Origin of the sequence: Radiobacillus sp. PE A8.2 (assembly GCF_045635475.1) — a bacterium.
In the GTDB taxonomy this organism is placed as follows: Bacteria; Bacillota; Bacilli; order Bacillales; family Amphibacillaceae; genus JBJGXI01.
In genome coordinates, this window is the sequence record NZ_JBJGXI010000007.1 from 13,834 (window position 1) to 40,724 (window position 26,891).

The following is a 26,891-nucleotide window of genomic DNA, read 5'->3' on the forward strand; positions in this document are numbered from 1 at the left end:
TTGTTAAGTAGATTCTCACATTTTCGAGAATCCTTATATATATCAATTTTTAAAATTACTTAGGGGGTAATTACTATTTTTAACAAAAAGTCAATTTTAGCATTGCTTTTCGTCTTAATGTTAAGTTTGTTTCTAGCTGCATGTGGTGGCGAAACAGAAGAACCAGAAGAGAATTCAGATGAACCTGCCAATGATGAACCTGCAAACGAAGATACAGAAAATGCTGCAGGTGAAAATGAAGGTGAAACAGCTGGAGCTGACATCGAAGAAGCTGAATGGAAATTTATCACAGAAGAACTTGATGGTCAAGTACAGTATGAGTACGCAGAAGAATTTGCTAAGCGTATTAGTGAAAAAACTGGCGGCAAAATTACTGTAACACCATATGAATATGGTGGTCTTGGTAGTGAAGTTGACCAAGTGAAATCATTACAACAAGGTGCAGTACAGTTAGCGGTTATGTCACCTGGTTTCACTGGTAACATGGTTAAAGAAGGACAAATCTTTGCTTTACACTATTTGTTCCCAAGTGATCAAAGAGCAACACAAGATATCTTAAATACAAGTGAAGCAATTAACACGGATTTACGTGCAAGATACGAAGAATATGATATTTCACCACTTGGTTTCTGGACAGAAGGTGCTATGGCTTGGACAAGTAACGTTGGAATTGAAGAGCCTGCAGATTTTGAAGGTCTGAAAATGCGTGTGCAAGAATCTCCATTAATGATTAAATCATACGAAGCATATGGAGCTGCTCCACAATCATTAAGTTGGGGTGAGTTATATACTGGTCTAGAACGTGGAACTGTTGAAGGTCAAGAAAATCCAATTTTCTTTATCTATGATGCTAAATTCCACGAAGTTCAAGACACAATGACTATTTCTAATCACAACAACTATGTTGCGATGACAACTGCTAATACATCTTGGTACAATGGTCTTTCTGATAACTTGAAAAAGATTGTTGATGAAACGATAGCAGATATGCAAGATTGGGTATTTGATAAGCAAACAGAATTAAATAATCAATTCCTTGAAGAAATGAAAGCTAATGAAGAATATCCAACTGAAATTATTGAACTAACTGAAGAACAACGTGCAGCATTTGAAGAACTTGCTGTAGATGTTCGCGAATTCTATCGTACTGACGTTTCAACTGTAGATGGAGCTATTCTAGATAAACTAGAAGGCGAAATTGAAGCAGCAGAATAATTGTAGAAAAAAAGGCTGTCCTAAGGGTAACGGGTTCAGTTCTAGGATAGAAAACAATAAATAACACACCAAATAGGAGTACAATTCGTACAGCGTTTTGTATTCCTATTTTTATTGATATAACAACATTTATTATATATTAACACCTAATTTAACATGATAAATCGCAACCTTTTTAGCAAAGAAACATAGAATTGTGTACAACGTGAAATTAGAGTGCTAAAACGATTGTTAAAAGCTATTTTATTTCAACTGTGATATGTGCTGCTAATAATGATTTGTTCTATTTTCGAGAAAGGTTTTCTGGTATTTTATGTTAAAATATAGATAAAGAAACAGTAAGAATACTCGGGTATTTATAAGGAGAATAAACATGCTTAATTATCTTTTTGATGCTATATTGCCCATACTAACAGTTCTTTTTTTGTATAGGATAATAGAAAGAAAAAACGAAATGGAGATAAAGGAAAAGATAACATACTACATTTTTCTATTTATATTTTTATTCATCATGAACATTTTCTAAATATTTTCACTAGCGTTGCATAAAAAATAAAAAGTTATGTCAAACAACAAGTTTTCGTGCTCGGTATATTTTACTGAATTTTCAGATATAATATTTTTCATTTTTAAGAAAAAAAGACAATAGGGCTTTAAAAGTAGTCCTTTATCCATTTTTTTACAGTTATTCAATTGATTGGATCGTAAGTCAGATAATTCAAATGAGAAACATGCCCCGTTTCATATTGCGTTAAGGTTTCTTCAAAGATACGTTGGTGAGAGAGCTTTCGGCGACCATCGGATGATCGATCTGGTTCCTTGATTAATTCTGAAATAAAGGTTTCAAGTTTCTTGGACCAGCAGTCACCAATCCATCATTTCCAGTAATGTGCCTCTATATCCTAATTTATGCTTTATTAAAAGCGTTAAGCAGAACACAATCATTGCAATGTAAATCTGGTTGAATACAGCATTTTGGCTTTTACCATAAAGCTTTTTCAAGACCAAATGTTGCTTTACCCATTTGAAAAACAATTCAATTTGCCAGCGTGTTCGGTAGAGGTCACTAATTTCCTGTGCACTTATTTTTGCGTCATTACACACAATGGAAATGTTGTTTCCTTCGCTATCTACTGTTTCTATTAAGCGTAGAGGATGTTTCATCTTACCAATCCTCACGATAGCATCTCGAAGGATAGACGAGGAAGGATCAACTCTTAATTCTTCTATCACATGTACAACCGTATTCGTTTTGATTCGAGTCACAAATCGAATCCCTATTGCACAATAGAAATCAAACTTTTCGAAGTTGAAATAACCTCTGTCAAATACGTGAAGCGCATTTTTATCTAGCACAATCAATGCATCCAACTGTGTTTCGTCTGCCGGTCTAGCTGGCGTAATGATGACATCGTTTGGGAAAGTCTCACCATTACAAAAGACTACAGATGTGTGCATTTTAACCCCTGATTTTGTATCTCGAAAATCTGCCCACTCATATTGACTAAGACACATGGAAAGTGTCGATGAATCAATTAAATGAATCTTTCCAAGTGATTTTTCAGCTTTTTTGGGACCTAGTATTTGATGTAGCTTTTGAATCAAATGATGCATGATAACTTGGAATATTTCAGGTGGTAACTCACTAAACTTTCTGGAAAGTTGGGATTTACTGATACTCTCAATACCTACTTGTCTTTGTACCGTTTTTTTTACGTTTCACATTTTCACTTACTCGTCGTAAACTAGGCAGTCCTTTTAGCTGGGCTTGGATAAAAAGCCTTGTAAACGTTAGTACATCTAACTTTTTAACATATTTGTCAATCTCAGCATGATCAATCATTTTTTGAATAACTTTCGAATCTAATGGATGAATGTATTCCTTGAATACAGTTTTTATGGTATTATTGTCCATGGATGTATTCTCCTTATAATTAGGGATTTAGACAGGACTACCATACCCTAATTTTAAGGTTTTTTTGTGCATTTTTATAGCTAAAATTTCCAATATTCCCAATCTTCTAACGATTTTTATTCCTTGACTTTTGCTTAGAAAGTTTATGCAACGCTAGTGAGGAAATTATAAAAATAAACAGTTGTGGATATCTTGCTGAGTTATTTAGCCACGTCCAGCTCCGAGCGCCAGCGACTAGCGAGACTTCCCTCACCTCATGACACGATAAGTCAACATCGGTTCACTTTGTTCACCGTGTTTCCTTTATCTCCTCGAAAATATAGAACAATTTTCTTCGTGCGAGATAAAGCTTCGAAGCCTACTCTGGTCCTACGGTTCAGTCCAAATGTTTTCGGTGGGGCGAGTAATCGCAGTCCCAGTCCGTACGTCGCTAACCGGCGCTCTGCGCTTTTGTTCCTTTCTTTTCTAGCAAGTCCAAAGAGGAAACATCTCATGATTTTGTTATCTACTCTACATGTGAAGTTTAGACGTAGTTTAAATAATTAAAGGTGTCAAAATGCTTACCCACTTATGTCTGGTGGAAAGTAAGTCCAGTTGGTTTTGCAGTTCTTAGTACATACGTGCACACCGAGGGTACACGTAATAATGGAAACACGCAGGAAAGTTTACAAAAATAGATCGGAAGTACAAGTATATTACTGTTCCTATGGCGTCCCTCTTATCATCGAACAATTCAAATGTAGAAAGGATCCCAGAGCACTACAAAATATCTTTCTCACCTTTGGGTTGATTCTTTTTCCATTCTTCATAAAAATGCGAAACAATCGTTTTAATTACTGCATAGATTGGAATAATGAACAGGAGCCCAACTAGTCCTGCAATACTTCCTGCAGCGAGGATTAGTGTAATAATCGTTAACGGGTGAATACTAAGTGCTCTACCCATTACATTTGGTGAGATAAAGGTACTTTCTATTTGTTGTGCAACAAACATGACAATGATCGCATAGAAAGCAGTCATTGGGTCTTGAGTAAGACCAACCAATATGGCAGGTATTGCAGATAAAAACGGACCTACAAACGGAATGAAGTTCATAAAGAAACCAAAAATAGCAATTAACAATGGATACTGCAGACCAATAATGTTGTAACCGATATATAACATGGTACCAACACAAACACTTACAATTGATTGCCCTTGAATAAAGGAAGCTAGTGTGTTGTCAATATTACCCATTAACTTTCTGAAGCTTTTAGCCTTTGGTGAACTCAAAAATTTGGTGATGAATGGTACTAGCTTATCACTATCCTTAAGCATAAAAAATAGAAAAAACGGTATTAGAACAATTGAAAGTACAAAACTCACTAATCCACCAATAAAATTAATTAAAAAGGAAGTTACATTTTCAATAGCAGATTGCATGTTCTGTAAGTAAGATTGTAGATTGTTTGTGATATTTTCAATCGTTTGATCTAGTTGCTGTGGTATTAGACTTTGATTGTTTTCCCAAAGACTAATAACAAGATCACTTGCATTATCGACCATGTTTGGCACACTATTTACTAAACGAGAAAATTGTTCTTGAACAATAGGTGCTATATAATTGATCACTAAGAAAATAACTCCGATAATTAAAAGAAATACAATCAAGATTCCAAGTATTCTTGGTACTTTGTATTTTTCTAGAATATTAACAACTGGTTTCGTTACATAAAATAAAAACCCTGCTCCGATAAATGGTACAGCGATGGCTGTAAAATAACCGAAGATTGGAACGAACATAAAATCAACAATGGAAATTAGATAAATCAGTACAAAAATTAAAATAAAAGCAATTAATACCTTAAACCATTTTTGTTGGTACAACATATTCACACCCTCTATCGTATTAGTATTAGATACCTATTTCTATTTTTTGAATCAATGATATAAAACTATGTAAAAAATTGATTATATTACTAAGAATAGCATATTTTACTACCATCTTGCCCATTAATAGATTGATATAAACGAAAAAATGGTTTTCCTTGCTATTGTGAAAATCGGATATTACAAATAAGGAATAATGAAAAAGAAGAAGGGAACGATAAGATTAACTAGTGATAAGGTGCGATATTCCCTGCTGTTTTCTTGACATTTATTAGAGTAGTGATATGATTTATTCATGATTAAAGGGGAGTAGCTGTACAGTTAATGTCGTCATTTCGAGAGTAATCTCCGGCTTAATTGGCAACTAAAACGTTGTTAGCGAGACCTTTACCACTTAGGTAAAGGTCTCTTTTTATGGGCTTTTGTAGAGCCTAGGTGGAAGACTATTGGGAGGGAAAAGTATTGGATGCACAACTTTTTTTAGAATATGGATGGGTATTATTAGTATTAATTGCATTAGAAGGCCTTTTATCTGCGGATAATGCTTTAGTCTTAGCGATAATGGCTAAACACTTACCAGAAGATGAACAAAAAAAAGCTTTAAATATTGGTTTACTCTTAGCATTTATTTTCCGTGTTGGTTCTTTGTTTATCATTTCATTTCTATTTCATGTGTGGGAAGTACAAGCAATTGGTGCGGCATATTTAATTTTCATTGCCGTAAAACATCTATTGCCAAGTAAACACAAAGAAAAAGAGGCAAAAGGCAAAAGTTATAAAGCGACCATTGCACAAATTGCATTTGCTGACATTGCTTTTGCCATTGATTCTATTTTAGCAGCTGTTGCGCTTGTAATCGCATTACCAGATACAACATTTGGTCATATAGGTGGGATGGATGGTGCTAAGTTTGTTGTTATCGTTTTAGCAGCAATTGCAGGACTAATCGTCATCCGATTCGCTGCTGCATTCTTTGTGAAATTACTAAACGAGCGACCAAGTTTAGAAAAAGCTGCATTCGTAATCGTAGGTTGGGTAGGGGTAAAGCTAGTAATGAATGTACTGGCACATGAGGATGTACACCTTATCCCACATGAATTCCCACATTCATTAATATGGAAATTAATCTTCTATGGTGTCCTAGTAGCGATTGTAGTACTTGGGTGGTTTATGTCAGGTAGGAAGCCAAACGAAGAAGAAATCGATGGAGAAGCTGAAGAACTAGTTGAAGAAAATAAAAAAGAAACCGATAAATAAGAAGATTTTGAAATAAAGAATAAAATAAGCACATAGCAATTGAAAAGCCTAAATCCTATGACAGATGATTTAGGCTTTTTAAAATAAAAAAGAATTAGGGGATGTCCAGCTTCAGCGCTAAGCCAACTAGCGAGACTTTCCCTCACCCTCATCATTGGACGAAATAATCGATACCGCATAAAATTATCCACATAGATCAAAAAAGAAAGGATGAAAAGCGATGGCTACTCATCATTTTCACTTAAAGGCAGATTGGCCAGGTGGCCGAAATAGTCAAGGCTATATAGATGCAGGGAATTTAAAGACAAAGATCTCTATTCCACCAGAAATGGATGGACCCGGAGTCGGTTCAAACCCGGATGAAATGTTGTTAGGAGCTGCATCAACCTGCTACATTATTACACTAGCAGCGATGATTGAGAGAGCAGCAATACCGCTGCAACATATGGATTTACAATCAGTAGGAATTGTCGATGTAACAAATGGTGTGTTTACGTATCAAAAGATCATCCATAAACCGACCGTCATATTAGCAAACGGTGCTACAACAGCTCAACTAGATCATGCAAAACAGTTAGTTGAAAAAGCCGAGACAAGTTGTATGATTTCCCGTGCAATTAAAGGAAATGTTGAACTAGAATTGCAGGCAGAAGTGTATATTAATGTAACTTGATGCGGTCATAAGCATCGTTTACATAAATTTGCCAATCATGCTAAAATAGAAGATATGAAACTTAGGAGAGGAAGTAACTTATGAATCAACAACGATTAGAAAAATACGCACAGCTCGCTGTTCAAAAAGGTGTAAATTTGCAAAAAAATCAAGGGTTAATAATAAACGCTCCAGTAGAAGCTTCGCAATTTGTTCGCATGGTAGCAAAAGAAGCGTATGCCGTAGGTGCAAAAAATGTACATATTGAATGGAATGATGAATTGCTGACGTTTTTAAAATTCAAACATGCACCAATAGAAACGTTAGAAAACTTCCCGAAATGGCGTGCAGATGGATTAGAAGCAATGGTGAAAGATAATTATGCGATCCTCTCGGTTTATGGAGAGAATCCTGATTTACTAAAAGACATTGACGGTGAAAAAATCGCAACAGCAGGAAAAGCTGCGGGGCAGGCGTTATCAGAATATCGTAAATATATGATGAACAATAAAGTGTGCTGGTCTGTGATTGGTTATCCTACATCTGGATGGGCGAAGAAATTATATCCGGAAATACCTACTGAACAAGCAATCGATAAGTTGTGGGAGGAAATATTCCGCACGAATCGTATTGATGAAGCAGATCCTGTTGACGCATGGAATAAGCACAACAATGTTTTGCTTCAGGCAAAGAAATACTTAACAAACAAGCAATATAAATCATTAGTATATAAAGCAGAAGGAACGGATTTAACGATCGATTTACCTGAGAATCATATTTGGCACGGCGGATCAGAGTTTTCGGAATCAGGAACAGAATTTAATCCGAACATGCCGACAGAGGAAGTATTTACGATGCCGCACAAATATGGTGTCAATGGTATAGTGGCAAGCACGAAACCACTTAGCTATGGAGGAAATATCATTGATAATTTCAACTTAACATTCAAAGATGGTAAGGTTGTTGAATTTTCTGCTGAAACAGGCGAAAAAGCACTCGGACATTTGCTTGACATGGATGAGGATGGGGCTAGACGATTGGGAGAGGTAGCACTCGTTCCACACGAATCACCAATCTCTCAATCAGGTATTATCTTCTTCAATACACTATTTGACGAAAACGCATCTTGTCACCTGGCACTTGGAAAAGCTTACCCGACAAATATTGAAAACGGGCCGGAAATGACCGATGAAGAAATGGACCAACATGGTGTAAATGAGAGCTTGGTTCATGAAGATTTCATGATTGGTTCAAGTGAATTGAATATTGATGGTATTACTAAGGATGGAAAAACAGAAGCCATTTTCCGTAATGGTACATGGGCAATTTCATTCGACTAAATGACTTCTATTTGGTCTTAATATTTGCGATGAAATCCTTGATTAAATGCAAATCCTGGCTGTCTTTTCGATGATAATAATCAGCGAATGGGCAGCCTTTTTCTAATACACGATCAACAACATTAGCTATTGTGAATTGTGAAGCCGTCAATCCTTGTTGCACTTCATCCCAGAACAGTGGGGTGGAAACCGTTGCATTTGGATTGATTCTTGGCGAGTAAGGCGCGATTAATGTTTTGTCTTTTCCGTGTTGTACATAATCAATATATAGACGATTCCCTCGGTTCTTCTTCATCCGTTCGGTAGTAAAGTGGTCGGGATATTGCTCAACCAATAATTGGGCTAACCCATTTGTTAATGCTGCAGTGTCCTCGTAACTCAAGCTTTTGTCAGGAATCGGGACATAGATTTGTAGTCCTTTATTTCCAGATGTTTTTACATAAGAGATAAGTTGCAGTTTATCGAGTAGTTGTTTTAGCAATTGAGCAGCAAATATAGCCAATTCAAATGCCTCGATGTTTGGTGGGTCCAAGTCAAAGGCGATTTCTACCGGATAATCTTTTCCCATATGTTGAAACGGTACATGATATTCAAGCGCACCGTGATTACCAAACCAAATCAGAGCTTCCACATGATCGCAGCGCAATAAAGTCTCTTTGCCAGATTCTATTCCAGCAACATAATCTGGGGCATAATCTGGGAGGTGTTTTTGAAAAAAAGATTCACCATGAATGCCGTCCGGACAACGAATAATCGTAAGTGCTTTGTTTTTTAAAAAAGGCAGCATAAACGGGGTAATATTTCGTAAATAGACGAGTAAATCACCTTTCGATCGATTTGTCTCATCATAGAAGATTTTATTTCGTTTAGATATATCATTTTGCTTTGGAAACATCGCTAAATCCCATTGTAATTGATCTATAGTGCAATCCTCAGGGTGTAAGTCTAGTCGAAATTGGTTAAACTCTGGTTCGCGTAGCTCCCCGTCACCTGCATCTAAGCAGTTGATTGCAACACATATGCCTGGTGGTAATTCGATTACATTGCCGCGTTTTTGACCTTGTGTGTCGATTAGATTTTTCAATGTATCAAGCTCTTCACCTTCTAATCCGTGTTTGAACTTTCCTATAAGCACGGCTGTAGCTTGTTGATAAACACTAACGTCAAAATACCCATTATTCTGATCAAAACTTGTAATAAAGGCGTGAATTGTTCGCCAATTTTTTATTTTAAACCAATCACTGTGTGCTTTCCCGTCCACATAACGACTTTTCAATCGTTTCGCTACGACACCTTCCCCTTTGTAGGTTATCAACTGCTCCCAAAGTGATTCTTGATTATCGGAATATGAAACTAACCCGAGCCGGTCATGCCATGAAATCGTAGTAACACCAAGACTTGCAAAAACATCGTACAGCTTTTGCTTTCGTAAATGTAATGGTTGTGTTTGCACAGATTTTCCTGCTTGAAGAAGAAGGTCAAAGACAAGAAAATGAGCCGGTCGGACGCTTGCTGCTTGTTTGATTTTTTCGTTTGCTTTAAAGCGGCCACGCTGTTGCAGTAATGGAAAATTACTTTGTAGCAGTGTGTTAAGAATAACCACTTCACCATCTAATTGAAGTGGTAGTAAATCTTCCATGAGTGCTTGTTTTTCAAGACAATAGTCAATGATTTCAGGAAAATTATTTGATAAATCCTTCCCGTTTCGGCTGACAAGCGAAATGCTATTTTGATCCCAAGAGAGGATCGCTCGGAAGCCATCATATTTCACTTCATAAATCCATGAATCGTCACTCGGAATCTTAACGCTTGCAATTGGCTTCATTATATCCATGACGCACACCTCCCACTTTTAGTTTGGCTAGTAGTCATTGTCTTAAACATAAAAAGCGCTTGATTTGGCAGACTAAACACAAAAAGGAGGCGTTAGGATGCACACAATGTGGAAAGGCACGATTAGTTTTGGACTCGTTAACATACCGGTGAAGCTACACGCAGCCACTGAAAATAAAGACGTGAAGCTTCGGCAGCTTCATAAAAAATGCCAGTCACCAATAAAATACGAAAAGATTTGTCCTGTATGTGAAGAAGAAATAGGGAATGATGATATTGTAAAAGCATTTGAATATGCCAAAAATAAATTTGTCATGCTAACTGATGAAGAGTTAGAAGAGATAAGAGAAGAAAATACCGATAAAGCTGTTGAGATTGTTGATTTCGTTCAATTACAAGAAATTGACCCAATCTATTTTGAGAAAAGCTACTATTTATCACCGAGTGAAGGTGGAGGCAAAGCTTATTCATTATTAAGAGCAGCGCTAAAGGATACAGGAAAAATCGGTGTTGCGAAAATGGTGATCCGCTCAAAAGAACAATTAGCAGTTATTCGAGTATATGAAAACACGCTAGTCGTTGAAACGATACATTATCCAGACGAGGTTAGAAATGTGCAAGACGTTCCTAATATTCCAGAAGCAGCCAATATTGTAGAAAAGGAATTAGAAACCGCTAAAATGCTAATCGAGCAATTAACAGCAGAATTTAATCCAGAAAAATATCAAGATGAATACCGGACGGCACTATTAGAATTGATTGAAGAAAAGAAAAATAACGACGAGACAGCGACAGCAAGTGAAAAGCCACGACCTAACAATGTCACTAACTTAATGGAAGCATTAGAAGCCTCTTTAAAACGAGCGGAAACAGCAAAACCAGCAAAACCAGCGGCTAAGAAAAAGACGACTGCACCTGCACCTGCGAAAAAAACAACGACAACTAACAAGAAAACAACAGCCCCCAAAAAGGCAACACCACAGAAGAAAACGAAGAAAAATGCTTAATAGAACTAGCGTAATCCTGCCCTCAAGAAGGCAGGATTTTTATTGGTTTTGGTTGTCTTTTAAAAGGTTGTTAATGCGTAAAATAGCTAAACTCCGTCGTAGTCTTAAACAGACGCTGTGGAAAAATACGTCCATTCCGCGGGGAACGCTCTACTCCTCCTCGATCGCAAAGAGCGCTCTCTGCGGGGTCTTCAGACTGTTCCTTTCCCACTGGAGTGGCGTATTTTTCCACAGCTTAGGGTAGTTTTCTGTTACACACCTTTTATGAAGTGTAGGGACGGAGCGGTGCACATCTAAGATCGTGAGCACCTAACTACTACGACGGATATCACTTCATGTATAAACAACAAACTTTTCAATATGCCCTGTTTTAACAAAAACAGGCGAGAATTCCTCTTCAAAATCTTAGATTTAGTGGAGGATGAATCGCCTCTTTTTTCAGAAAAAACAGAACAAACGTTCGACCACGGTTTGGGTTTGTGGTAAAATGAATGTATCAATGGAAGGGGGTAAATCTATGGTGCTCATGAATTACAAATATGCCATTTATCCAACAAATACACAAACAGATAAGTTGCAGCACTGGATCAATATTTGTCGCATGCAGTACAATTCTGCCCTTCTGGATAAGAAACGTATTTATAAAAAAGAAAAACGTACGTACAAGCGAATGGACATGCAAAAACAACAAACGATGGATAAGAAATCGATTCCTATGTTAAAAGAACTCCCTTCACAACCACTTCAAGAAGTATTTTTTCGTCTAGAAAAAGCATTTGAAAATTTCTTCCGGAAACGCGCAAAATACCCAAAACTCAAAAAATATAAAGAATTTCGCAGTCTCACTTTTACACAATTTGGAATTGGAAAGCAATATTACAAAAAGATTAATACTTATAAAACCGTACGCAGAGCTGCATCTTTTACCAATGATGGCAAACTCCTAATCTCTAAACTGGGTGCAGTCGATATCGTGATGCATCGCCCTCTAATTGGGAAGATTAAGCAAGTAATCATCAAAAAACAAAGTTTAGTGTTGAAAAACAAGTACAAACCCATCCACCGATGATTGCGAATACAATTGGTATTGATTTAGGCATCCAATGCTTTGCTTTTCTTTCCGATGGCAGGAAGATTGAGCCACCCAAGTACCTTCTGCAAGCAGAAAAGAAACTACAGAAGGAACAACGTCGATTATCCCGCAGACAAAAGGGTACCGGGAATTGGGAAAAGCAAGTCGAAAAAGTACAAAAAATCCACACAAAAGTAGCCAACCAACGACGAGATTTTCTCCATAAACAGAGCTATCGGATTGCGGAAGCTTACACAGTTGCAGTGGTGGAAGACTTAAACATACGGAATATGGTCAAAAATCGTCGAATCGCGAAACAAATCTATGATGCTGGTTGGGGTATGTTCCGAGATATGCTAGTCTATAAACTGGAGCATCGTGGGCGGACTTTTATAAAAGTAAAGCCACATTACACCAGTGTGGAATGTTCGGACCTGCGGTAACCATGTAAAGAAATCGCTGTCTGTCCGTACACATATATGCCCGCAATGTGGTCTGGTGATGGATCGAGATGAAAATGCAGCCCGAAATATTCTACACCGAGGATTAGAAAAGGTACAAGCAATTGTATCCTAATCTACAATTCCCTATGCACTGTAGGTCGAGGTCACGACCGAACAGTATAATCTACGCCTGTGGAGATAGTGTAAGACCTTCCTCGAGAGAGAAAGGCAAGGATCGCAGAAGCAGGAAAAGTTCTTTCGATGTTATGAAAGATGCTCCATCAAAATCTTAGATTTAGGTGGAGAGTGTTCACATGTTGTATAAATCTTAATATTTAAATAATACGGCATATTCTATATTAAGCGCGTTTTACTGATAGATAAAGTAATTACTATTAGAGAATTGTGTGCAAAAAATTTTAGAAAAAAGGTTTAGAGGTGTATTGTATTGGGTATAAAAAATATGTTATTTGAATGGGATATCCTAAGTAGTCTTTAAAATGTTGCATAGAAAAGTTAATAAATGTAGAATATATATAATGAAAGCGTTTTCTGTGTGGTGAAGGGGGAGGATTTTAATTATATGGATAACTTTTCTTGTTTCGTTAAAGGGGTAGAAGGGGAGTTAAGACGAGGTCTTGATAATCAAGAATTAGAGTTTCTTTTGTGGGTGTTTCAGCAACATAAACAAGAAAATCGGAAATTTGAAAAGATACATTTCTCATAATTTAGTATTTCTGTAGATTTTGCATAAAGCTATTCTTCATCATTTCTCCGTATCCAGAGCTGTACAGCAACAAGGATTGAGAAGACTGAAAATGTAATGATACCAAGGTTTACATAATACCAAATTCCGGATCCAAGCATATCAAGAGGTGTATTTGCATTCGGTTGGTGAGATAAATATAGATAATTCGAGCCAACAGAAGGATTAATCCATACACCGACAAAAACACCATAAATAACCAAATACAAAAATACTGTGAGCATGTTAAAGAAACGAATTTTTACATGATAAGTAAGTAAAAGATAGATGCTTGACCAAGAAATGAAAATGTGATGAACAAAAAATTTCCAAAAGCGGAAGTGCTCATACCCATGCGGAAGTACGGGGGTTATCAGTGCTAAAAATGCAGGGACAATCCCAATAAATATGGATATTTGAATTAGTTGTTCATTTTTAGATATTAGTGCTGCAACTGCAATAAACGACGCAATTCCACATAAATGTAACGGCATATGGTCTGCAAACGACCATACATTATTAGTAATCGCCCATACTTGATACGAAATCTCAGACAGGACGAGTATGACTACAAATATCCATCTTAACAAGGAATCAATGGAAGGATGATTAGAAATCTGCTTATGTGTGAGTAGCAGTCCGGCTACGCCTGAAAAGTAGACGATTAACATAATCCAATGGCTTGTAGAAAATGCTGTGAATGATTGATCTACTGTTTTTCCAAACCACGCTTCCATCATAATCCCTCTTTTTCTTCATCTTTTCTAGTGATTTAATTTCATAATTATCCGATAAAACAACTAATTATTTGGTGTTTTATAAAAAATTAGATATGAATAGTTTACCATAGGTACCTGACAGTATGGATGAAAACTTTTCATGTTATACTTATGCTAGAAGGATGATTTAGGAGGTTTAGCAGGTGTCAATTTCAAATAACACAATGCTTACAAAAATGATTGAAGAACTAAAGAGAGCAATGGATAAACAAGAAAATAACGCTGTCGTTCGGGAGCATGTTCGCGCAGTGCGCTTACTATGTGATGTACTTTTAGAAGAAAAACAAGTCGACAATCAAGCTGAGTGGAAAACGATGGTAGGAGAGGGTGCTGCTTCAAAAACAGATAAAGGCGCTAAAGAAAAAGCGACGATCCCTACCGAAAATCAAGATGAAGCAAATGGTGATTCGATATTCGATTTCTAATTACATTAATCAATTTTATAATACCTTATTTGCGACTTACATTATATATAAGAGCAAAGGATGGTAATTAATTAAATCAACTTACATAGAAAGTAGGGGACAGACATGAAGTTATTTTTATTGCTAGGCGCAATAAATGGTTTTCTAGCCGTTGCACTAGGAGCATTTGGTGCGCACGGATTGGAAGGAAAAATTTCTGAGAATTCAATAAAGGTTTGGGAAAAAGCGGTAAACTATCAAATGTTTCATACGATGGCATTGTTCGTAACGGGCATTTTAATTAGTAAATTTGCGACTGGTGGCCTACAATCAGCGGGCTGGTTTTTCTTTATCGGTATCCTTTTATTTTCAGGAAGCTTGTACATTTATGCAATATCTAGTGTGAAGTTTTTTGCGATGATTACACCATTAGGCGGTGTTGCTTTCCTAATCGGTTGGGTATTACTTGGGTATAGCATCGTCAAATTTAGTTGAAATATAAATAACTAACAATCGTTAAGACAATTAATGCGCGCACAAGCTGATGCCCAAATTGGACGTGGTTGTGTTTTTTCCATTCAATTAACCCTTCAAATAAAAAACTAAGGGAAAGTGCGAAGGCAGAGAAAAGAGCGATAAGTAGACTTCCGTATATTAAGGCGATCGCTGCAAAGGATATCGCAGCAATCATCGAAATAAATTGAAATTGAACAAATTTTTTATAAGGATGTTTCATGTGATTCACGCTCCTAGTAAGTGATTTGTTATAAATAAACCCTTGCAGCTTTCCTTTTTACTGCAAGGGTTTTTCTGTGTGATTATGGCACAAGCTGGTATTTATCAAATAAGTTGTGCGTATGTCTAGCTCCGAGCACCAGAATCTAGGCGAGTTCACGAATCGCCTTACGATAAGTCATCATTGATTCAGATTTTATCGAACGTCGACATACCCCTATGCGGGGCATGATTCCTTTATCTGGGTCGATTCGCTCCAGTCGCTACGTTTCTAAGCGTCGCCCTGCGCATTTCTTACCTAGGTGGATAAGAAGTTAGTGGGTTTGCAGCTGCAGCATAAGGATATTCATAATTCAACTCTTCATCAAACGTGATGTAATCAAGATAAACCATAAGTAGTAAGTAACGTTTGTTTGATTCAGGGTCACTAAGTATAATATGATCTCTCCCTGCAGCTTCAATAATTCCTTTGAATACTTTTGCATTCCATCGGTCGTTGTTCTCAAAAGTCATATAGACAGTTGCGATTTTCCCTCTGTTTAATCGTAAAATATTTTCAATATAAGACTCTTCTGCCGGTAACATGCCAGGTACATCTGATACTGGAGTAGGGTAAGGTGTTGCCTGCGGATACGGTGTAGCTGGTGTGAAACCCGGTTGAGGTCCAACTGGTGCTTGTGGATAGTAAGGGTTCTGACCATAACCTACTGGTGGTCCTGCATTATAACCTGGATAATATCCTTCCGGTGGCCCTTGTCTTTTTTCATCGTTACTCATGAATGAAACTCTCCCTTCTAAATTTAAATACCTTAACCACGACGTTCATTTACTTATAGAAAACCATTAGTGGTTGAGCTAACTTATGCAAATACTTGCGGGCATTCCGCCTCCGTGGGATTGTAAAAACAATCAGATTGAACGCGGTTAACACCCGTGTTGCCGACAATGAGCATCCCGAGTTCGCTGTCTCCCTCTGCTTCTGCTCGCATTAAACGTGCAAGCAGTTTGACGTCTTCTTCGGTATGTTGCACTACCGCCACGTTGTCACCTCTCCCCCTGAAGAAAGACTATTTAAAGCACTTAACTTTTATGCGCACGCTTCTAAACTATAGTTATGCAGATGATGATACAGCTATGACAAAAAATACCGAAATAAAAAACCGTTGCAAGCTAGTTTTCTAGCTTACAACGGTTAGTGAAGTCGAATATTGATTTTTAGCAATTCACATAGGAAAATATGTGAAAAGGTAGTTATGATACGGACTTAGATGTGCAGAAGCGCAGGTATTTCTTCTGTCGGTAATATATTCCCAACATAGAAAGAACCGAATTCTCCGTAGCGTGCAGTAACTTCATCAAAGCGCATTTCAGATACGAGTTTTTTGATATCAAGTGGATCATGGGCAAACAACGTTACACTCCATTCCCAGTCGTCTAACCCCATTGAACCGGTAATAATTTGCCTGATTTTTCCTGCGTACTTTCTTCCGGTCATGCCGTGCTCATACATTAATCTACGCCGGTCATCCATCGGTAGCGAATACCAGTTATCATTTCCTTGGCGACGCTTGTCCATTGGATAAAAGCAAATATGGTTCCATTTGGGAAGTCTAGGCTTTAATCTAGCTTGAATTTCCGGATTTTGTTCAGGATTTTCTCCTTCTTTACTCATATACTTGGATAATTCTACAATCGACACATAACTATAAGCTGGGGTCGAATATTCAGCAAGCTTTGATTTATTAAATGCTGTTTCTGCCTCTTGAAGCTCCTGTAAAGTAGGTCGTAAGAGCATAAATAAGAAGTCTGCTTTTTGACCAACAACGGTATAAATAGCGTTTGATCCGTTTCTATCTTGCTCTACCGCATTCCATGTTTCTAGTAACTGTTGAAATTCAACAATAGCAGTTTGGCGTTCATCTTCTGTTGCATGTTTCCATGCCGACCAATTCATTTTTCGTAAATCATGTAAGGCATACCAGCCATCCATGGTTTCTACTGCTTCTGCCATGATTATCTCTCCTTCACTGTTTCCATTGTTTTTAATATAACATAATTGGGGAATGATAATCACTAGAGAAGGATATGCAGCTCATAACGTAATAGACGATTAAATCGTAGGGCTTCAAGCGCCTGTATAGGAGAGCGCGCCTTCATGAGATTTTGACAAAAGTATGACAGATTTCTACGAATTTATGTTAGAGCGATTTCACACCCTTTTATTCATACACGAAAAAGAGTAATATATATAACAGATATATAAATGGAGGTAATCAACATGAGCGATTTATTTGTTTCCCTAACAGAAAAAGTAAAATCAAATAGTGTACGTATTGTATTCCCAGAGGGTTTAGATGAAAGGATCTTAACTGCAGCTAGCAAACTTGCCAATGATAAAGTGGTTACACCTGTACTAATTGGAAGTGAAGAAAAAGTGAAACAGAAGGCAAGTGAGCACAATTTAGAGCTGGCTGGTGTTGAAATTATCGATCCTACTACGTATGCTGGCTTTGAAGAAATGGTAACCAGCTTTGTCGAACGTCGTAAAGGGAAAACATCTGAAGATGATGCCCGGAAACTTCTATTAGATGAAAATTACTTTGGAACAATGCTTGTATACTTGAATTTAGCGGATGGATTAGTAAGTGGTGCAGCTCACTCAACCGCAGAAACTGTCCGACCTGCGTTGCAAATTATAAAAACAAAGCCAGGGATTAAAAAGACGTCTGGTGTCTTCATTATGGTAAGAGACGATGAGAAATATGTATTTGCCGATTGTGCAATTAATATAGCACCCGATAGTCAGGATTTAGCTGAAATCGCATTAGCAAGTGCAGATACTGCGGCCTTGTTTGATATTACACCGCGTGTGGCAATGTTAAGCTTTTCTACCAAAGGCTCTGCTCAGTCTGAAGAAACTGAAAAAGTCGTAGAAGCGGTTAAAATTGCTAAACAACAAAAACCAGATATAGTGCTAGATGGAGAATTTCAATTTGATGCGGCATTCGTCCCTGCAGTAGCAGAAAAGAAAGCACCAGATTCTGAAATTAAAGGTGACGCCAACGTATTCATATTCCCAGGTTTAGAGGCAGGAAACATCGGCTACAAAATTGCCCAACGTCTTGGGAAATTCGATGCAGTAGGCCCAATCCTACAAGGCTTAAACAAGCCAGTTAATGACCTATCCCGCGGGTGCAATGCGGAAGATGTCTATAAACTGGCGATCATAACAGCAGCACAAACATTGTAGAATTTGACGGAAGAGCTCGGCGGAGGAGTGCGCTGGGCTCTTTTTGCTGTTTGGTGCAATTAAACTGACGTGTGGTGCAAAAAAGCGAATGTGTGGTGCAATAATCCCGAGTTATGGTGCAATAACCCGCCCGTGTGGTGCAATAGACCCGAAATGCGGTGCAATCCCCTCGCGAGGTGAAGTGCAACCACCCACCTAAAGTGTGGAGGCAGCCCACCGAGGTTAAGGCGTCTCCGTCCACGTTTGGATCAATTATCCACGTGTGTGGTGCAATAACCTGCCCGTGTGGTGCAATAATCCCGAAGTATGGTGCAATAACCCGCCCGTGTGGTGCAATAACCTCGAAATGTGGTGCAATCCCCTCGCGAGGTGAAGTGCAACCACTCACCTAACGTGTGGAGGCGGCCCACCGAGGTTAAGGAGTCTCCGTCCACGTTTGGATCAATTATCCACGTGTGTGGTGCAAATCACCTGACGTGTGGTGCAATAATCCCGAGTTATGGTGCAATAACCCGCCCGTGTGGTGCAATAACCTCGAAATGTGGTGCAATCGCCTCGCGAGGTGAAGTGCAACCACCGACCTAACGTGTGGAGGCGGCCCACCGAGGTTAAGGAGTCTCCGTCCACGTTTGGATCAATTATCCACGTGTGTGGTGCAAATAACCTGACGTGTGGCGCAATAATCCCGAAGTATGGTGCAATAACCCGCCCGTGTGGTGCAATAGACCCGAAATGTGGTGCAATCCCCTCGCGAGGTTAGATGCACACGACCACCACCTTCAATAATTTCACACATAATTCTGGTACAATCATCTTTTTCCACGTATGATGAATGCAAAGGGGTGACCAAAATGCTGATATATTTAAAAAAGATCATTCTCCATCGTTTACATATGCAGTTAAAAAATCCGTTTCAAACTAGTTTTGGTACACTCCAAACGAAGGATTTTTTTATAACAGAGTTGATCGATGAACAGGGCAATCATGGGTTTGGAGAGTCGGTTGCTTTTCCGAGTCCATGGTATACAGAAGAAACGGTAGAGACAACGCAGCATATGCTAGAGAGATTTTTAATTCCTATATTATTTCAAGCACCTATCGAACACCCTGACCAGGTCAGCCATCGCTTTAGCATTATTCGTCGTAACCATATGGCGAAAGCGGCAATTGAGGGAGCGGTATGGGATTTGTATGCGAAAAGACAAGCATTACCGCTTGCAACGGTGTTAGGAGGAACAAGAGAAACTGTGGAGGTCGGGGTAAGTATCGGCATTCAACCAACCATTTCGGAGCTTCTGGATAAAATTGATGGCTTCGTTTCTGAGGGATATAAACGAGTTAAATTAAAGGTAAAGCCAGGTTGGGATATAGATGTTGTTCGAGCGGTTCGTGTCGCATTCCCCACCTTACCCATCATGGTGGATGCAAATGGCGCTTATAGTCTAAAGGATATCGACCATTTAAAGCAATTTGATGCCTACAACCTGCTCATGATTGAACAGCCGTTTGGTGAGAATGATTTTATAGACCATGCGAAATTGCAGGCTGAACTAGAAACGCCAATTTGCTTAGATGAAAGTATTCATTCGCTTAACGATGTTCAGTTGGCTGATCACTTAGGGAGTTGTACGGTAATTAGCATTAAAATTGGACGAGTAGGTGGTCTTTCTGAGGCGAAAAAGATTCATGATTTTTGCGCAGAACATCATATTCCGGTTTGGTGTGGAGGCATGCTTGAAGCGGGGGTGGGGAGAGCGCATAGTATAGCTCTATCAACACTTTCTGAGTTCCAATTTCCTGGGGATACATCTGCTTCCAATCGTTACTGGGAAAAAGATATTATCCAACCAGAAGTGACAATGCAGGATGGATTAATTACTATTCCACAATCAGCTGGAATTGGCTATGCTATTGACTGGGAATCGTTAGAAACATACCGGGTAGATCATCGCAAATATTCAAATGAAAATTAACTAACCCCAAACAGTCAAAGATCCTGTTGGGGCAACTCTCATTTATCATCCACAAGCGCTTTTGTATTGCGTTCTTCCATTTGCTTCAATCGTTCCTGATACCATTGTTGCTCTTGATCACCTAGTTGGTTTGTTTCGATGATACCAAATTGCTGTTTTAAGCCCTTTTCAATCCGCTCTATAACATCTTCCACGGTTAACTTTACGGAGATTAGTTGATTTAATGAAGCCATTGTTTCTGGTTCAATAGTTGGGTAAACAAAGCGACCCTTTTCGTCCTTTAAGCCTAAATGATAAAATTCACGAATCTGTTTTGCCCTGACAACACCATCGCCTTCGACACATAAATAAATTTGCACTGCTATCCCATTTTTTACACGCCGTTGTGAAATACCTGCAAATTTTTTGCCGTTTATACTCAAGTCATAATCACCTGGACAGTAAGAGCCAGTAATTTCATATGCTTCAATCTCTGTAGTGAGATCAGATAAAATAGCTTGTATAAAACTAACTAACATTTCGTAGCCATCACGAATACCAATCCGCTTCACATCAGGTAAAATGAGCGACATATTTAGTACACCACTATCCAACAATACAGCTAATCCTCCTGAATTCCTTACAATTACTTTATAGCCTTGCTGTTTTATCCAATCAATAGCCTCGTGGACATATGGAAGTCTCGCATCGGGAATACCGAGAATTACAGACGGATTATGTACCCACAGTCTGATTGTAGGTGGTGATTGATTATTACCGACAGATATAGCTAACGCATCATCAATTGCAAAGGATGCTAGAGCATTGTCAGCAGCGGTTGGTTTGCTTTGATCGATCAAGCGACATTTAGAGTTGTCTATAAATGGATTCCAATTAAGCATTGTATTTTCTCCTTGCATTTAGTAAGCTAACCTATTATATCAAACTTAGGATTCTCTCAAAAATAATAAAATATTAGTTTGGACAAATACTAATAAGACTAAGGCTTTTAGCATTTATCAAAAATCAAGTCATTTATTTGTGCTTAAACGGTTTTTGTCGACGACCTTTTTAGGTATAATAGTATAATAATCTGTAAAAAGTCGTTAGCAAGACGCCTTTTTAATTTGGACGAAACGAATGTAGGAAGGACCAAATCATGGCCTATAAAGATGAACAATTAAACGAAGAAAAGGTGTTCAAAGACCCTGTTCACCGATATGTCCACGTTAAAGATTTAGTGATTTGGGATTTGATCGGAACTCCTGAATTTCAGCGATTACGTCGGATAAAACAACTAGGAACCTCATACTTAACCTTCCATGGCGCTGAACATAGTCGATTTAATCACTCTTTAGGTGTCTATGAAATATTACGTCGAATCATTTTTAACTTTGAAAAAAAAGTAAATTGGAATCGTGAGGACAAGCTGCTTTGTTTATGTGCAGCATTGCTTCACGATCTTGGGCATGGACCTTTTTCTCACTCGTTTGAAAAAGTGTTTAAACTTGATCACGAAGAATACACAAGGAAAATTATTTTAGGTGAAACAGAAGTTAATCGTATTTTGTTAAAGGTTGATCCTGGATTTCCACAACAGGTTGCAGATGTAATTAATAAAACCCATGAAGATAAGCTGATTATAAGCCTGATTTCCAGTCAAATCGATGCGGATCGTATGGATTATTTGCAGCGTGATGCATATTTTACAGGCGTTAGCTATGGTCACTTTGACATGGAAAGAATCCTGCGTGTTATGCGACCACAAGAAGACCAGGTAGTGATTAAAGAGTCAGGAATGCACGCGGTCGAGGACTATATCATGAGTCGGTATCAAATGTATTGGCAAGTATATTTTCATCCTGTCACACGAAGTGCAGAAGTAATCCTAACGAAAATATTGCACCGGGCAAAACATTTATATTTAAATGACTATGCGTTTAAGCAAAAACCTATACACTTTTTTTCCTTCTTTGAAGGTGATGTAAAACTAGAAGAGTATCTAAAGTTGGACGAGCCTGTAGTCATGTACTACTTCCAAATGTGGTTGGAAGAAGAGGATGCTATTTTAAGTGAGCTGTGTGAGCGATTTATGAATCGTAGGTTATTTAAGTACACCGAATTTAATCCTAATCTTCAAATGAATCAATGGATGGAGTTGTATCGTTTATTTCAGGAAGCAGACATTGATCCTGAATATTATTTAGTCGTTGATTCTTCCTCTGATTTGCCTTACGATTTTTATCGACCTGGTGAAGAGGAAGAACGGCTACCAATTAATTTATTAATTCCAAAGACGAATGAGTTAAAGGAATTATCGAGACAATCAGATATCGTTGAGGCAATCTCAGGAAAAAAACGTACAGACCATAAGCTCTATTTTCCACAAGACTTGTTAGACGGTATGGATGACAATAGTCAAATCAAAAAGCGGATTTTGGAAATATTGTTCGACTAGGGGAGTGATTTTTTTGTTGGCTAATCATGAAAAACTAATGAAGTTCTTTTCTGTAGCAGATGAAGTTGTTGGGCGAAAAAAGCTGCAAAAAATAATTTATATATTAAAGAAATGTGATGTTCCATTTGAAGAAAAATTCCAATTTCATTTTTATGGACCATATTCAGAAGAACTAACATTGCGTATGGAAGAATTGTGTAATCTTGGTTTTATCTCAGAGGTTAGAGAGGATAAAAGTAATTATTATCAGTATCGTTATCACTTGACGGATCAAGGCGAAACTTTCTTACAACAGTCGCTTGTGGAGCTTCCTCCGATGGAAAGTATGATCGATAAAATGAAGGACAGAAGTTCACGTTTCCTTGAACTCGTTTCTACGATGTTGTACTTTGATAATCTCTCTAAGGAAGAAGTAGAGGAAAAAGTGCGCGTAGTTAAAAATAAGCAAAATTATTCAGATGATGAATTAAAAGATGCTTGGGAATTCATTGAAGCACTTAAACAAACAGCATAAAAGCAGCCGATGAGGCTGCTTTTTTTCATCGTATATTTAATTTAAAAATACAACTAAGGAAGTACTGGGCAGCCAGCGCCTAGCGAAAATCCTATACCTTTTATACGTTGCTAAACGAGACCCCTGCGCTTTTGGGCTGAATTTTGCCTATAAGTAATATATTGTAAATATTATAAATATTGTCTAAAATAGTAGAATAGTGTTTAAAAAAGGGGGGATAGCATTGAAAATAGTAAAATTTCTAATCTATTATCTACTAGGCGTTTTAGGTATCTTTGCAATTAGTAACGCACCAATGTTACTCACGAGTGGCACGGCGCTAGTTTTCACCTCTTATATATCGGATACAGTTCAATTAATAAAGGAATTTTTCCAGTTTAATAATTGGACCTATACGACGATGCAAGGCCAAGAAGTACATATGCTATCGCAAATGTGGGATCCGTACCTATATTCGATGAAACTATTTTTAGGTGCAATTCTGCTTGGGGTTACGGTTGCATTAGTACTTGGTATAATTACCTTGTTCCTTCCAAGATCACTAATCAAGCTAGTAAAAAGGCTATTAGGTTTTATGGAGGCAATACCGGATATTATGGTAGCGTTTTTGATCCAGTTGCTTATTGTTTATATTTTTAAACAAACAGACGTTCTGGTTATGCAATTTGTGACACTAGGAAATGAACGGCTTTATATGCTGCCAATGGTGATCTTATCATTCTTACCGATGGTTTCACTTTATCGTATCATTGTTCTTTTACTGGAAGAAGAACTAACTAAGCAATATGTTGAATTTGCACTTAGTAAAGGTATTAAGCACAATACGATTCTCATCATCCACGTATTAAGAAACATAGCAAAGAGTGTCTTTTTTCAATCAAAAATTATCGTTTGGGCGCTATTATCGAGTTTGTTTGTTGTAGAATACATATTTAATATTAATGGATTATCAAACTTCTTATTATTAGAATTTCGTCCACTAGTTGTTGCTATCGTATTATTAATGATATTTACACCGTTGTTTATCATCTATCAAGGGGTAGAGATCTTTTTATTCAAAGAAGCTGCTATTTCAGAAGTGATCGTCAAGCGTAAGAAAATTAACTGGAAACAGTGGCGCGTGTGGTCATGGTTAAATAGGTCGAAGCAAGAGTTTATCACCCACTTAAAAAATCCCAAGTTCCTGTTTGGGTTTACGATTATTTTTGGAATGGTCGTGTACAGTATTTTACACTCCATTATCAGGGAAGTACCAGTTGAACAATTTGTACTAATCTATGATGATGAAGGCAACCTAGTAAGTAGTAAACCGCATCCACCGTCAGAATATGTTTTGTTAGGCACTGACGGATTGGGGTATAGCATTTTGGATCAGTTACTAGCTGGAGCGAAATATACCATTTTATTTGCTAGTTTAATTGCTTTCTTACGCATTTTATTTAGCTTCTTGTTAGCAATTCCGTTTGCGATGTTTATGAAAGAAAGATGGCAAAAAATAATTAATAAGTTTGTAGATAGTATGCATTTCTTACCGCTCACGATTATCGCAATAATTCTATTAGGTCCGATATTGTCAGGCTCAACGTCGGGATTTGAATATTCGTTTATGGACCGGATGTTTTTGGAAGCGATTGTGTTAACTATCTTGGTTGTACCACCTGTTACCGTGTTAATTGGAAATGAATTCAAACTATTATTAGATCAAGAGTTTATTGCTGGTGCTAGAGTATTAGGTGGCGATACGAGACATATCTTGTTTAAACACCTGATGCCGCATTTAGGCTCAAAAATGGGAATCCTATTTGGGCAGCAATTTATTCAAGTGCTCATTGTGTTAATTCATTTAGGACTATTTAATCTATTTCTTGGTGGGACAAGTGTGATGTATGATGAATTCTATCGTGCGCCACAACATTCTGTCACATTTGAATGGTCTGGCTTAATAAGTAGCACGAGAGAAGCATTAATGACAGGTCACCATTGGATCATTATACCTGTGTTCACTGCATTTATTATTGTGATCTTATCAATGCAATTAATTGTGGAAGGTATCCAAGAAGTACAACAAGCACGAGTAGGAGTGACGGTAAAACGCAGTAAATGGCTAACGAAACTTTTCCGTCGTAACAAAACGAAGCAGGAACAACCGAGTGAACAATATGATGTACAAGCAGATAGTTTCCGTTTCATAGAACCAACAGATCAATCAAAACATTTGTAAGATTTAAAGCGCCCTTGTTTCACTAGCAAGGGCGCTTTGGTGTTTTAAAAACTTGATCTAGCTTAATTCTATTGTAAAAGCGTTTGTTCAAACGATACGGTTGAAATAGTAGCGAATCGTCAATCATAGAGGATGAAAAAACAAATTCTTCTATGCTACAATAAAATAAATAAACGGTTTGATAGCTAATCAAGGAGGACAAAAAAATGAGTACAAATGATTCTTCCAATAACAAGAAAAAAAATCAATTTACGATAATGAAAGACGACTCAACTGATGGCCATGGTGGCTATGGTGTTGGTTCGATTAGTTTGGAAAATGTATCTCCTGTTATCATAGATCCCAATGAAGATCGGGCATATGTTGATATGGCAGCGATGCATGCGCGTAGTGAAGTAGAACGTCGTGTAAAATTTCTCCCTGATCGTGATGCTGTGCCAAATGGGAAATTGTATTGGATCGTATGGGTGACTGTAAGTCGAGATGAAAACGGCCCCCATTACTATGGTGTCGGAGCCTGTGAAATTCGTGTTGACAGATCGATAAAGCGTGCTTATAAATCGATGCCAGAACACGTAAATAATTTGGACAAATCGATGAAAGGTAAAATAATCGTAGAGCATATGGATGATCACTCGAAAAAATTGTTGGCAGACTTTATGAAAGAGTTTAAGGCAGATTTATGGGACAATTCTAGAGATGAACTAAAGCAGGCGTTAACGGAGTCAATCTGATAATTGCCTTTTTATATTTATAGTTGAAGGGAAATGCGTCGTAACGTAGTGCTCGTGATTTCCGCTCCAGGCAGTCGCTTTCCGCGGACGCGGCTTCAGCTAACTCAGAAGCAAATGTTTTCGGTGGGACGAGTAATCGCAGTCCCAAAATGCGCTTCTGAGTGGATCTTCAGCTCGCGCTGTCCCGCAGGAGTCGACTGCCTGGAGCTCCAATCACCCCACATGAAGAGCAATCCCGTTAGCAGCGAAGCGGATTTCCGGAGCGGGTTAACCACTCTCCAAGTTATGACTCATATTAGCTATTTTACGCAATAACAGCATTCTTTTAGAAAACTGCGGAGTAAAAAGTTCAATAAAATGTCAATAAATTTTAGCAAGACTACCTTGTTGTCGCTAGCAATTATTTGTACAATAGAAAAACACATGAAAATTCATGTGTTTGGGCAAACGCTGTAGGGTAACTGATTCACTGCAGGTCGCAATTAACCATGCCCTT

At 37.9% G+C, this 26,891-nt stretch carries 26 protein-coding genes and 1 pseudogene; 17 read left to right on the forward strand and 10 right to left on the reverse strand.

The window, feature by feature from the left end:
• Positions 1 to 102 precede the first annotated feature (102 nt).
• Complete coding sequence (locus tag ACI6MV_RS05635) at positions 103 to 1,215, forward strand: DctP family TRAP transporter solute-binding subunit (RefSeq protein WP_407269193.1); 1,113 nt, start codon at positions 103 to 105, stop codon at positions 1,213 to 1,215.
• A gap of 864 nt (positions 1,216 to 2,079) precedes the next feature.
• Here ACI6MV_RS05635 and ACI6MV_RS05640 read toward each other — a convergent pair.
• From ACI6MV_RS05640 to ACI6MV_RS05650, 3 genes are all read right to left on the reverse strand, one after another.
• Positions 2,080 to 2,901 (reverse strand): IS4 family transposase, encoded by an 822-nt coding sequence (locus ACI6MV_RS05640; protein ID WP_407269373.1) that lies wholly within the window; start codon positions 2,899 to 2,901, stop codon positions 2,080 to 2,082.
• The gene (locus ACI6MV_RS05645; protein ID WP_407269195.1) at positions 2,897 to 3,130 is read right to left on the reverse strand and encodes a DUF4372 domain-containing protein; all 234 of its coding nucleotides are present in this window, start codon (positions 3,128 to 3,130) and stop codon (positions 2,897 to 2,899) included. The genes ACI6MV_RS05640 and ACI6MV_RS05645 overlap by 5 nt, the downstream gene beginning before the upstream one ends.
• A 759-nt stretch (positions 3,131 to 3,889) precedes the next feature.
• Positions 3,890 to 4,999, reverse strand: a complete 1,110-nt coding sequence (locus ACI6MV_RS05650; RefSeq protein WP_407269197.1) for an AI-2E family transporter — start codon at positions 4,997 to 4,999, stop codon at positions 3,890 to 3,892.
• A 462-nt stretch (positions 5,000 to 5,461) separates the two neighbouring features.
• On the opposite strand from ACI6MV_RS05650, the gene ACI6MV_RS05655 reads away from it, so the two are divergent.
• The 3 genes from ACI6MV_RS05655 to ACI6MV_RS05665 all read left to right on the forward strand — a co-directional run bounded on the left by ACI6MV_RS05655 (position 5,462) and on the right by ACI6MV_RS05665 (position 8,248).
• On the forward strand, positions 5,462 to 6,256 hold the full coding sequence (locus tag ACI6MV_RS05655) for a TerC family protein (RefSeq protein ID WP_407269198.1): 795 nt from the start codon (positions 5,462 to 5,464) through the stop codon (positions 6,254 to 6,256).
• Between the two features lie 220 nt (positions 6,257 to 6,476).
• Positions 6,477 to 6,929: an OsmC family protein gene (locus tag ACI6MV_RS05660; RefSeq protein WP_407269199.1), complete on the forward strand. Its 453-nt coding sequence runs from the start codon at positions 6,477 to 6,479 to the stop codon at positions 6,927 to 6,929.
• A gap of 80 nt (positions 6,930 to 7,009) precedes the next feature.
• Entirely contained in the window at positions 7,010 to 8,248 is a 1,239-nt protein-coding gene (locus ACI6MV_RS05665) for an aminopeptidase (protein WP_407269201.1), read from the forward strand.
• Between the two features lie 7 nt (positions 8,249 to 8,255).
• Here ACI6MV_RS05665 and ACI6MV_RS05670 read toward each other — a convergent pair whose 3' ends face one another.
• Positions 8,256 to 10,082, reverse strand: a complete 1,827-nt coding sequence (locus ACI6MV_RS05670; RefSeq protein WP_407269203.1) for a DNA ligase D — start codon at positions 10,080 to 10,082, stop codon at positions 8,256 to 8,258.
• Positions 10,083 to 10,179: 97 nt separating this feature from the next.
• Between ACI6MV_RS05670 and ku the strand changes: the two genes are divergently transcribed.
• The 5 genes from ku to ACI6MV_RS05695 all read left to right on the forward strand — a co-directional run bounded on the left by ku (position 10,180) and on the right by ACI6MV_RS05695 (position 13,330).
• Positions 10,180 to 11,088, forward strand: a complete 909-nt coding sequence (gene ku / locus ACI6MV_RS05675; RefSeq protein ID WP_407269204.1) for a non-homologous end joining protein Ku — start codon at positions 10,180 to 10,182, stop codon at positions 11,086 to 11,088.
• A 421-nt stretch (positions 11,089 to 11,509) separates the two neighbouring features.
• Positions 11,510 to 12,157 (forward strand): RNA-guided endonuclease InsQ/TnpB family protein, encoded by a 648-nt coding sequence (locus tag ACI6MV_RS05680; RefSeq protein ID WP_407269206.1) that lies wholly within the window; start codon positions 11,510 to 11,512, stop codon positions 12,155 to 12,157.
• Positions 12,154 to 12,603 (forward strand): RNA-guided endonuclease InsQ/TnpB family protein, encoded by a 450-nt coding sequence (locus ACI6MV_RS05685; RefSeq protein WP_407269208.1) that lies wholly within the window; start codon positions 12,154 to 12,156, stop codon positions 12,601 to 12,603. Before ACI6MV_RS05680 ends, ACI6MV_RS05685 begins: the two co-directional genes overlap by 4 nt.
• Entirely contained in the window at positions 12,578 to 12,736 is a 159-nt protein-coding gene (locus ACI6MV_RS05690; RefSeq protein WP_407269210.1) for a zinc ribbon domain-containing protein, read from the forward strand. The genes ACI6MV_RS05685 and ACI6MV_RS05690 overlap by 26 nt, the downstream gene beginning before the upstream one ends.
• Before the next feature lie 450 nt (positions 12,737 to 13,186).
• Positions 13,187 to 13,330 carry a hypothetical protein gene (locus tag ACI6MV_RS05695; RefSeq protein WP_407269211.1) on the forward strand — a complete coding sequence of 48 codons (144 nt, stop codon included), beginning with the start codon at positions 13,187 to 13,189 and terminating at the stop codon, positions 13,328 to 13,330.
• Between the two features lie 29 nt (positions 13,331 to 13,359).
• Here ACI6MV_RS05695 and ACI6MV_RS05700 read toward each other — a convergent pair whose 3' ends face one another.
• Positions 13,360 to 14,085, reverse strand: a complete 726-nt coding sequence (locus ACI6MV_RS05700) for a YwaF family protein (RefSeq protein WP_407269213.1) — start codon at positions 14,083 to 14,085, stop codon at positions 13,360 to 13,362.
• A 185-nt stretch (positions 14,086 to 14,270) separates the two neighbouring features.
• Here ACI6MV_RS05700 and ACI6MV_RS05705 point away from each other — a divergent pair, with 185 nt between their 5' ends.
• Positions 14,271 to 14,552 (forward strand): YwdI family protein, encoded by a 282-nt coding sequence (locus ACI6MV_RS05705; RefSeq protein ID WP_407269215.1) that lies wholly within the window; start codon positions 14,271 to 14,273, stop codon positions 14,550 to 14,552.
• Positions 14,553 to 14,657: 105 nt separating this feature from the next.
• Complete coding sequence (locus ACI6MV_RS05710; protein ID WP_407269216.1) at positions 14,658 to 15,026, forward strand: DUF423 domain-containing protein; 369 nt, start codon at positions 14,658 to 14,660, stop codon at positions 15,024 to 15,026.
• Here ACI6MV_RS05710 and ACI6MV_RS05715 read toward each other — a convergent pair.
• The 4 genes and pseudogenes from ACI6MV_RS05715 to hemQ form a co-directional block, all read right to left on the reverse strand.
• The gene (locus ACI6MV_RS05715; RefSeq protein ID WP_407269218.1) at positions 15,019 to 15,267 is read right to left on the reverse strand and encodes a hypothetical protein; all 249 of its coding nucleotides are present in this window, start codon (positions 15,265 to 15,267) and stop codon (positions 15,019 to 15,021) included. The genes ACI6MV_RS05710 and ACI6MV_RS05715 overlap by 8 nt on opposite strands.
• A 293-nt stretch (positions 15,268 to 15,560) precedes the next feature.
• Positions 15,561 to 16,043 carry a spore coat protein GerQ gene (gene gerQ / locus ACI6MV_RS05720; protein ID WP_407269220.1) on the reverse strand — a complete coding sequence of 161 codons (483 nt, stop codon included), beginning with the start codon at positions 16,041 to 16,043 and terminating at the stop codon, positions 15,561 to 15,563.
• Positions 16,044 to 16,171: 128 nt separating this feature from the next.
• Positions 16,172 to 16,306: pseudogene (locus ACI6MV_RS05725) on the reverse strand (cell wall hydrolase); the annotation flags it as partial.
• A 224-nt stretch (positions 16,307 to 16,530) separates the two neighbouring features.
• Entirely contained in the window at positions 16,531 to 17,277 is a 747-nt protein-coding gene (gene hemQ / locus ACI6MV_RS05730; protein WP_407269222.1) for a hydrogen peroxide-dependent heme synthase, read from the reverse strand.
• 267 nt (positions 17,278 to 17,544) lie between these two features.
• On the opposite strand from hemQ, the gene pta reads away from it, so the two are divergent.
• Complete coding sequence (gene pta, locus ACI6MV_RS05735) at positions 17,545 to 18,516, forward strand: phosphate acetyltransferase (protein WP_407269224.1); 972 nt, start codon at positions 17,545 to 17,547, stop codon at positions 18,514 to 18,516.
• An 851-nt stretch (positions 18,517 to 19,367) separates the two neighbouring features.
• Positions 19,368 to 20,489 carry an o-succinylbenzoate synthase gene (gene menC / locus ACI6MV_RS05740; protein WP_407269226.1) on the forward strand — a complete coding sequence of 374 codons (1,122 nt, stop codon included), beginning with the start codon at positions 19,368 to 19,370 and terminating at the stop codon, positions 20,487 to 20,489.
• Between the two features lie 38 nt (positions 20,490 to 20,527).
• Here menC and ACI6MV_RS05745 read toward each other — a convergent pair whose 3' ends face one another.
• Positions 20,528 to 21,370, reverse strand: coding sequence for a lipoate--protein ligase family protein (locus ACI6MV_RS05745; protein ID WP_407269227.1), 843 nt, complete (start codon positions 21,368 to 21,370; stop codon positions 20,528 to 20,530).
• Between the two features lie 257 nt (positions 21,371 to 21,627).
• Between ACI6MV_RS05745 and ACI6MV_RS05750 the strand changes: the two genes are divergently transcribed.
• The 4 genes from ACI6MV_RS05750 (at position 21,628) to ACI6MV_RS05765 (ending at position 26,395) form a co-directional block, all read left to right on the forward strand.
• The gene (locus tag ACI6MV_RS05750; RefSeq protein WP_407269229.1) at positions 21,628 to 22,926 is read left to right on the forward strand and encodes an HD domain-containing protein; all 1,299 of its coding nucleotides are present in this window, start codon (positions 21,628 to 21,630) and stop codon (positions 22,924 to 22,926) included.
• Positions 22,927 to 22,939: 13 nt separating this feature from the next.
• The gene (locus tag ACI6MV_RS05755) at positions 22,940 to 23,440 is read left to right on the forward strand and encodes a YwgA family protein (RefSeq protein ID WP_407269231.1); all 501 of its coding nucleotides are present in this window, start codon (positions 22,940 to 22,942) and stop codon (positions 23,438 to 23,440) included.
• 223 nt (positions 23,441 to 23,663) lie between these two features.
• Positions 23,664 to 25,661, forward strand: coding sequence for an ABC transporter permease subunit (locus tag ACI6MV_RS05760; RefSeq protein ID WP_407269233.1), 1,998 nt, complete (start codon positions 23,664 to 23,666; stop codon positions 25,659 to 25,661).
• 206 nt (positions 25,662 to 25,867) lie between these two features.
• Positions 25,868 to 26,395 (forward strand): YwhD family protein, encoded by a 528-nt coding sequence (locus tag ACI6MV_RS05765; RefSeq protein WP_407269234.1) that lies wholly within the window; start codon positions 25,868 to 25,870, stop codon positions 26,393 to 26,395.
• The last annotated feature ends 496 nt before the right edge of the window (positions 26,396 to 26,891 follow it).

Coding starts and splice junctions, on each gene's coding strand:
- ACI6MV_RS05660 (WP_407269199.1), top strand. CDS start 6,477: ATGGCTACTCATCATTTTCACTTAAAGGCAGATTGGCCAGGTGGCCGA.
- ku (WP_407269204.1), top strand. CDS start 10,180: ATGCACACAATGTGGAAAGGCACGATTAGTTTTGGACTCGTTAACATA.
- ACI6MV_RS05685 (WP_407269208.1), top strand. CDS start 12,154: ATGATTGCGAATACAATTGGTATTGATTTAGGCATCCAATGCTTTGCT.
- ACI6MV_RS05670 (WP_407269203.1), bottom strand. CDS start 10,082: ATGGATATAATGAAGCCAATTGCAAGCGTTAAGATTCCGAGTGACGAT.
- ACI6MV_RS05765 (WP_407269234.1), top strand. CDS start 25,868: ATGAGTACAAATGATTCTTCCAATAACAAGAAAAAAAATCAATTTACG.
- ACI6MV_RS05710 (WP_407269216.1), top strand. CDS start 14,658: ATGAAGTTATTTTTATTGCTAGGCGCAATAAATGGTTTTCTAGCCGTT.
- ACI6MV_RS05715 (WP_407269218.1), bottom strand. CDS start 15,267: ATGAAACATCCTTATAAAAAATTTGTTCAATTTCAATTTATTTCGATG.
- ACI6MV_RS05695 (WP_407269211.1), top strand. CDS start 13,187: ATGGATAACTTTTCTTGTTTCGTTAAAGGGGTAGAAGGGGAGTTAAGA.
- ACI6MV_RS05650 (WP_407269197.1), bottom strand. CDS start 4,999: ATGTTGTACCAACAAAAATGGTTTAAGGTATTAATTGCTTTTATTTTA.
- ACI6MV_RS05700 (WP_407269213.1), bottom strand. CDS start 14,085: ATGGAAGCGTGGTTTGGAAAAACAGTAGATCAATCATTCACAGCATTT.
- gerQ (WP_407269220.1), bottom strand. CDS start 16,043: ATGAGTAACGATGAAAAAAGACAAGGGCCACCGGAAGGATATTATCCA.
- ACI6MV_RS05750 (WP_407269229.1), top strand. CDS start 21,628: ATGGCCTATAAAGATGAACAATTAAACGAAGAAAAGGTGTTCAAAGAC.
- menC (WP_407269226.1), top strand. CDS start 19,368: ATGCTGATATATTTAAAAAAGATCATTCTCCATCGTTTACATATGCAG.
- ACI6MV_RS05645 (WP_407269195.1), bottom strand. CDS start 3,130: ATGGACAATAATACCATAAAAACTGTATTCAAGGAATACATTCATCCA.
- pta (WP_407269224.1), top strand. CDS start 17,545: ATGAGCGATTTATTTGTTTCCCTAACAGAAAAAGTAAAATCAAATAGT.
- hemQ (WP_407269222.1), bottom strand. CDS start 17,277: ATGGCAGAAGCAGTAGAAACCATGGATGGCTGGTATGCCTTACATGAT.
- ACI6MV_RS05745 (WP_407269227.1), bottom strand. CDS start 21,370: ATGCTTAATTGGAATCCATTTATAGACAACTCTAAATGTCGCTTGATC.
- ACI6MV_RS05680 (WP_407269206.1), top strand. CDS start 11,510: ATGAATCGCCTCTTTTTTCAGAAAAAACAGAACAAACGTTCGACCACG.
- ACI6MV_RS05665 (WP_407269201.1), top strand. CDS start 7,010: ATGAATCAACAACGATTAGAAAAATACGCACAGCTCGCTGTTCAAAAA.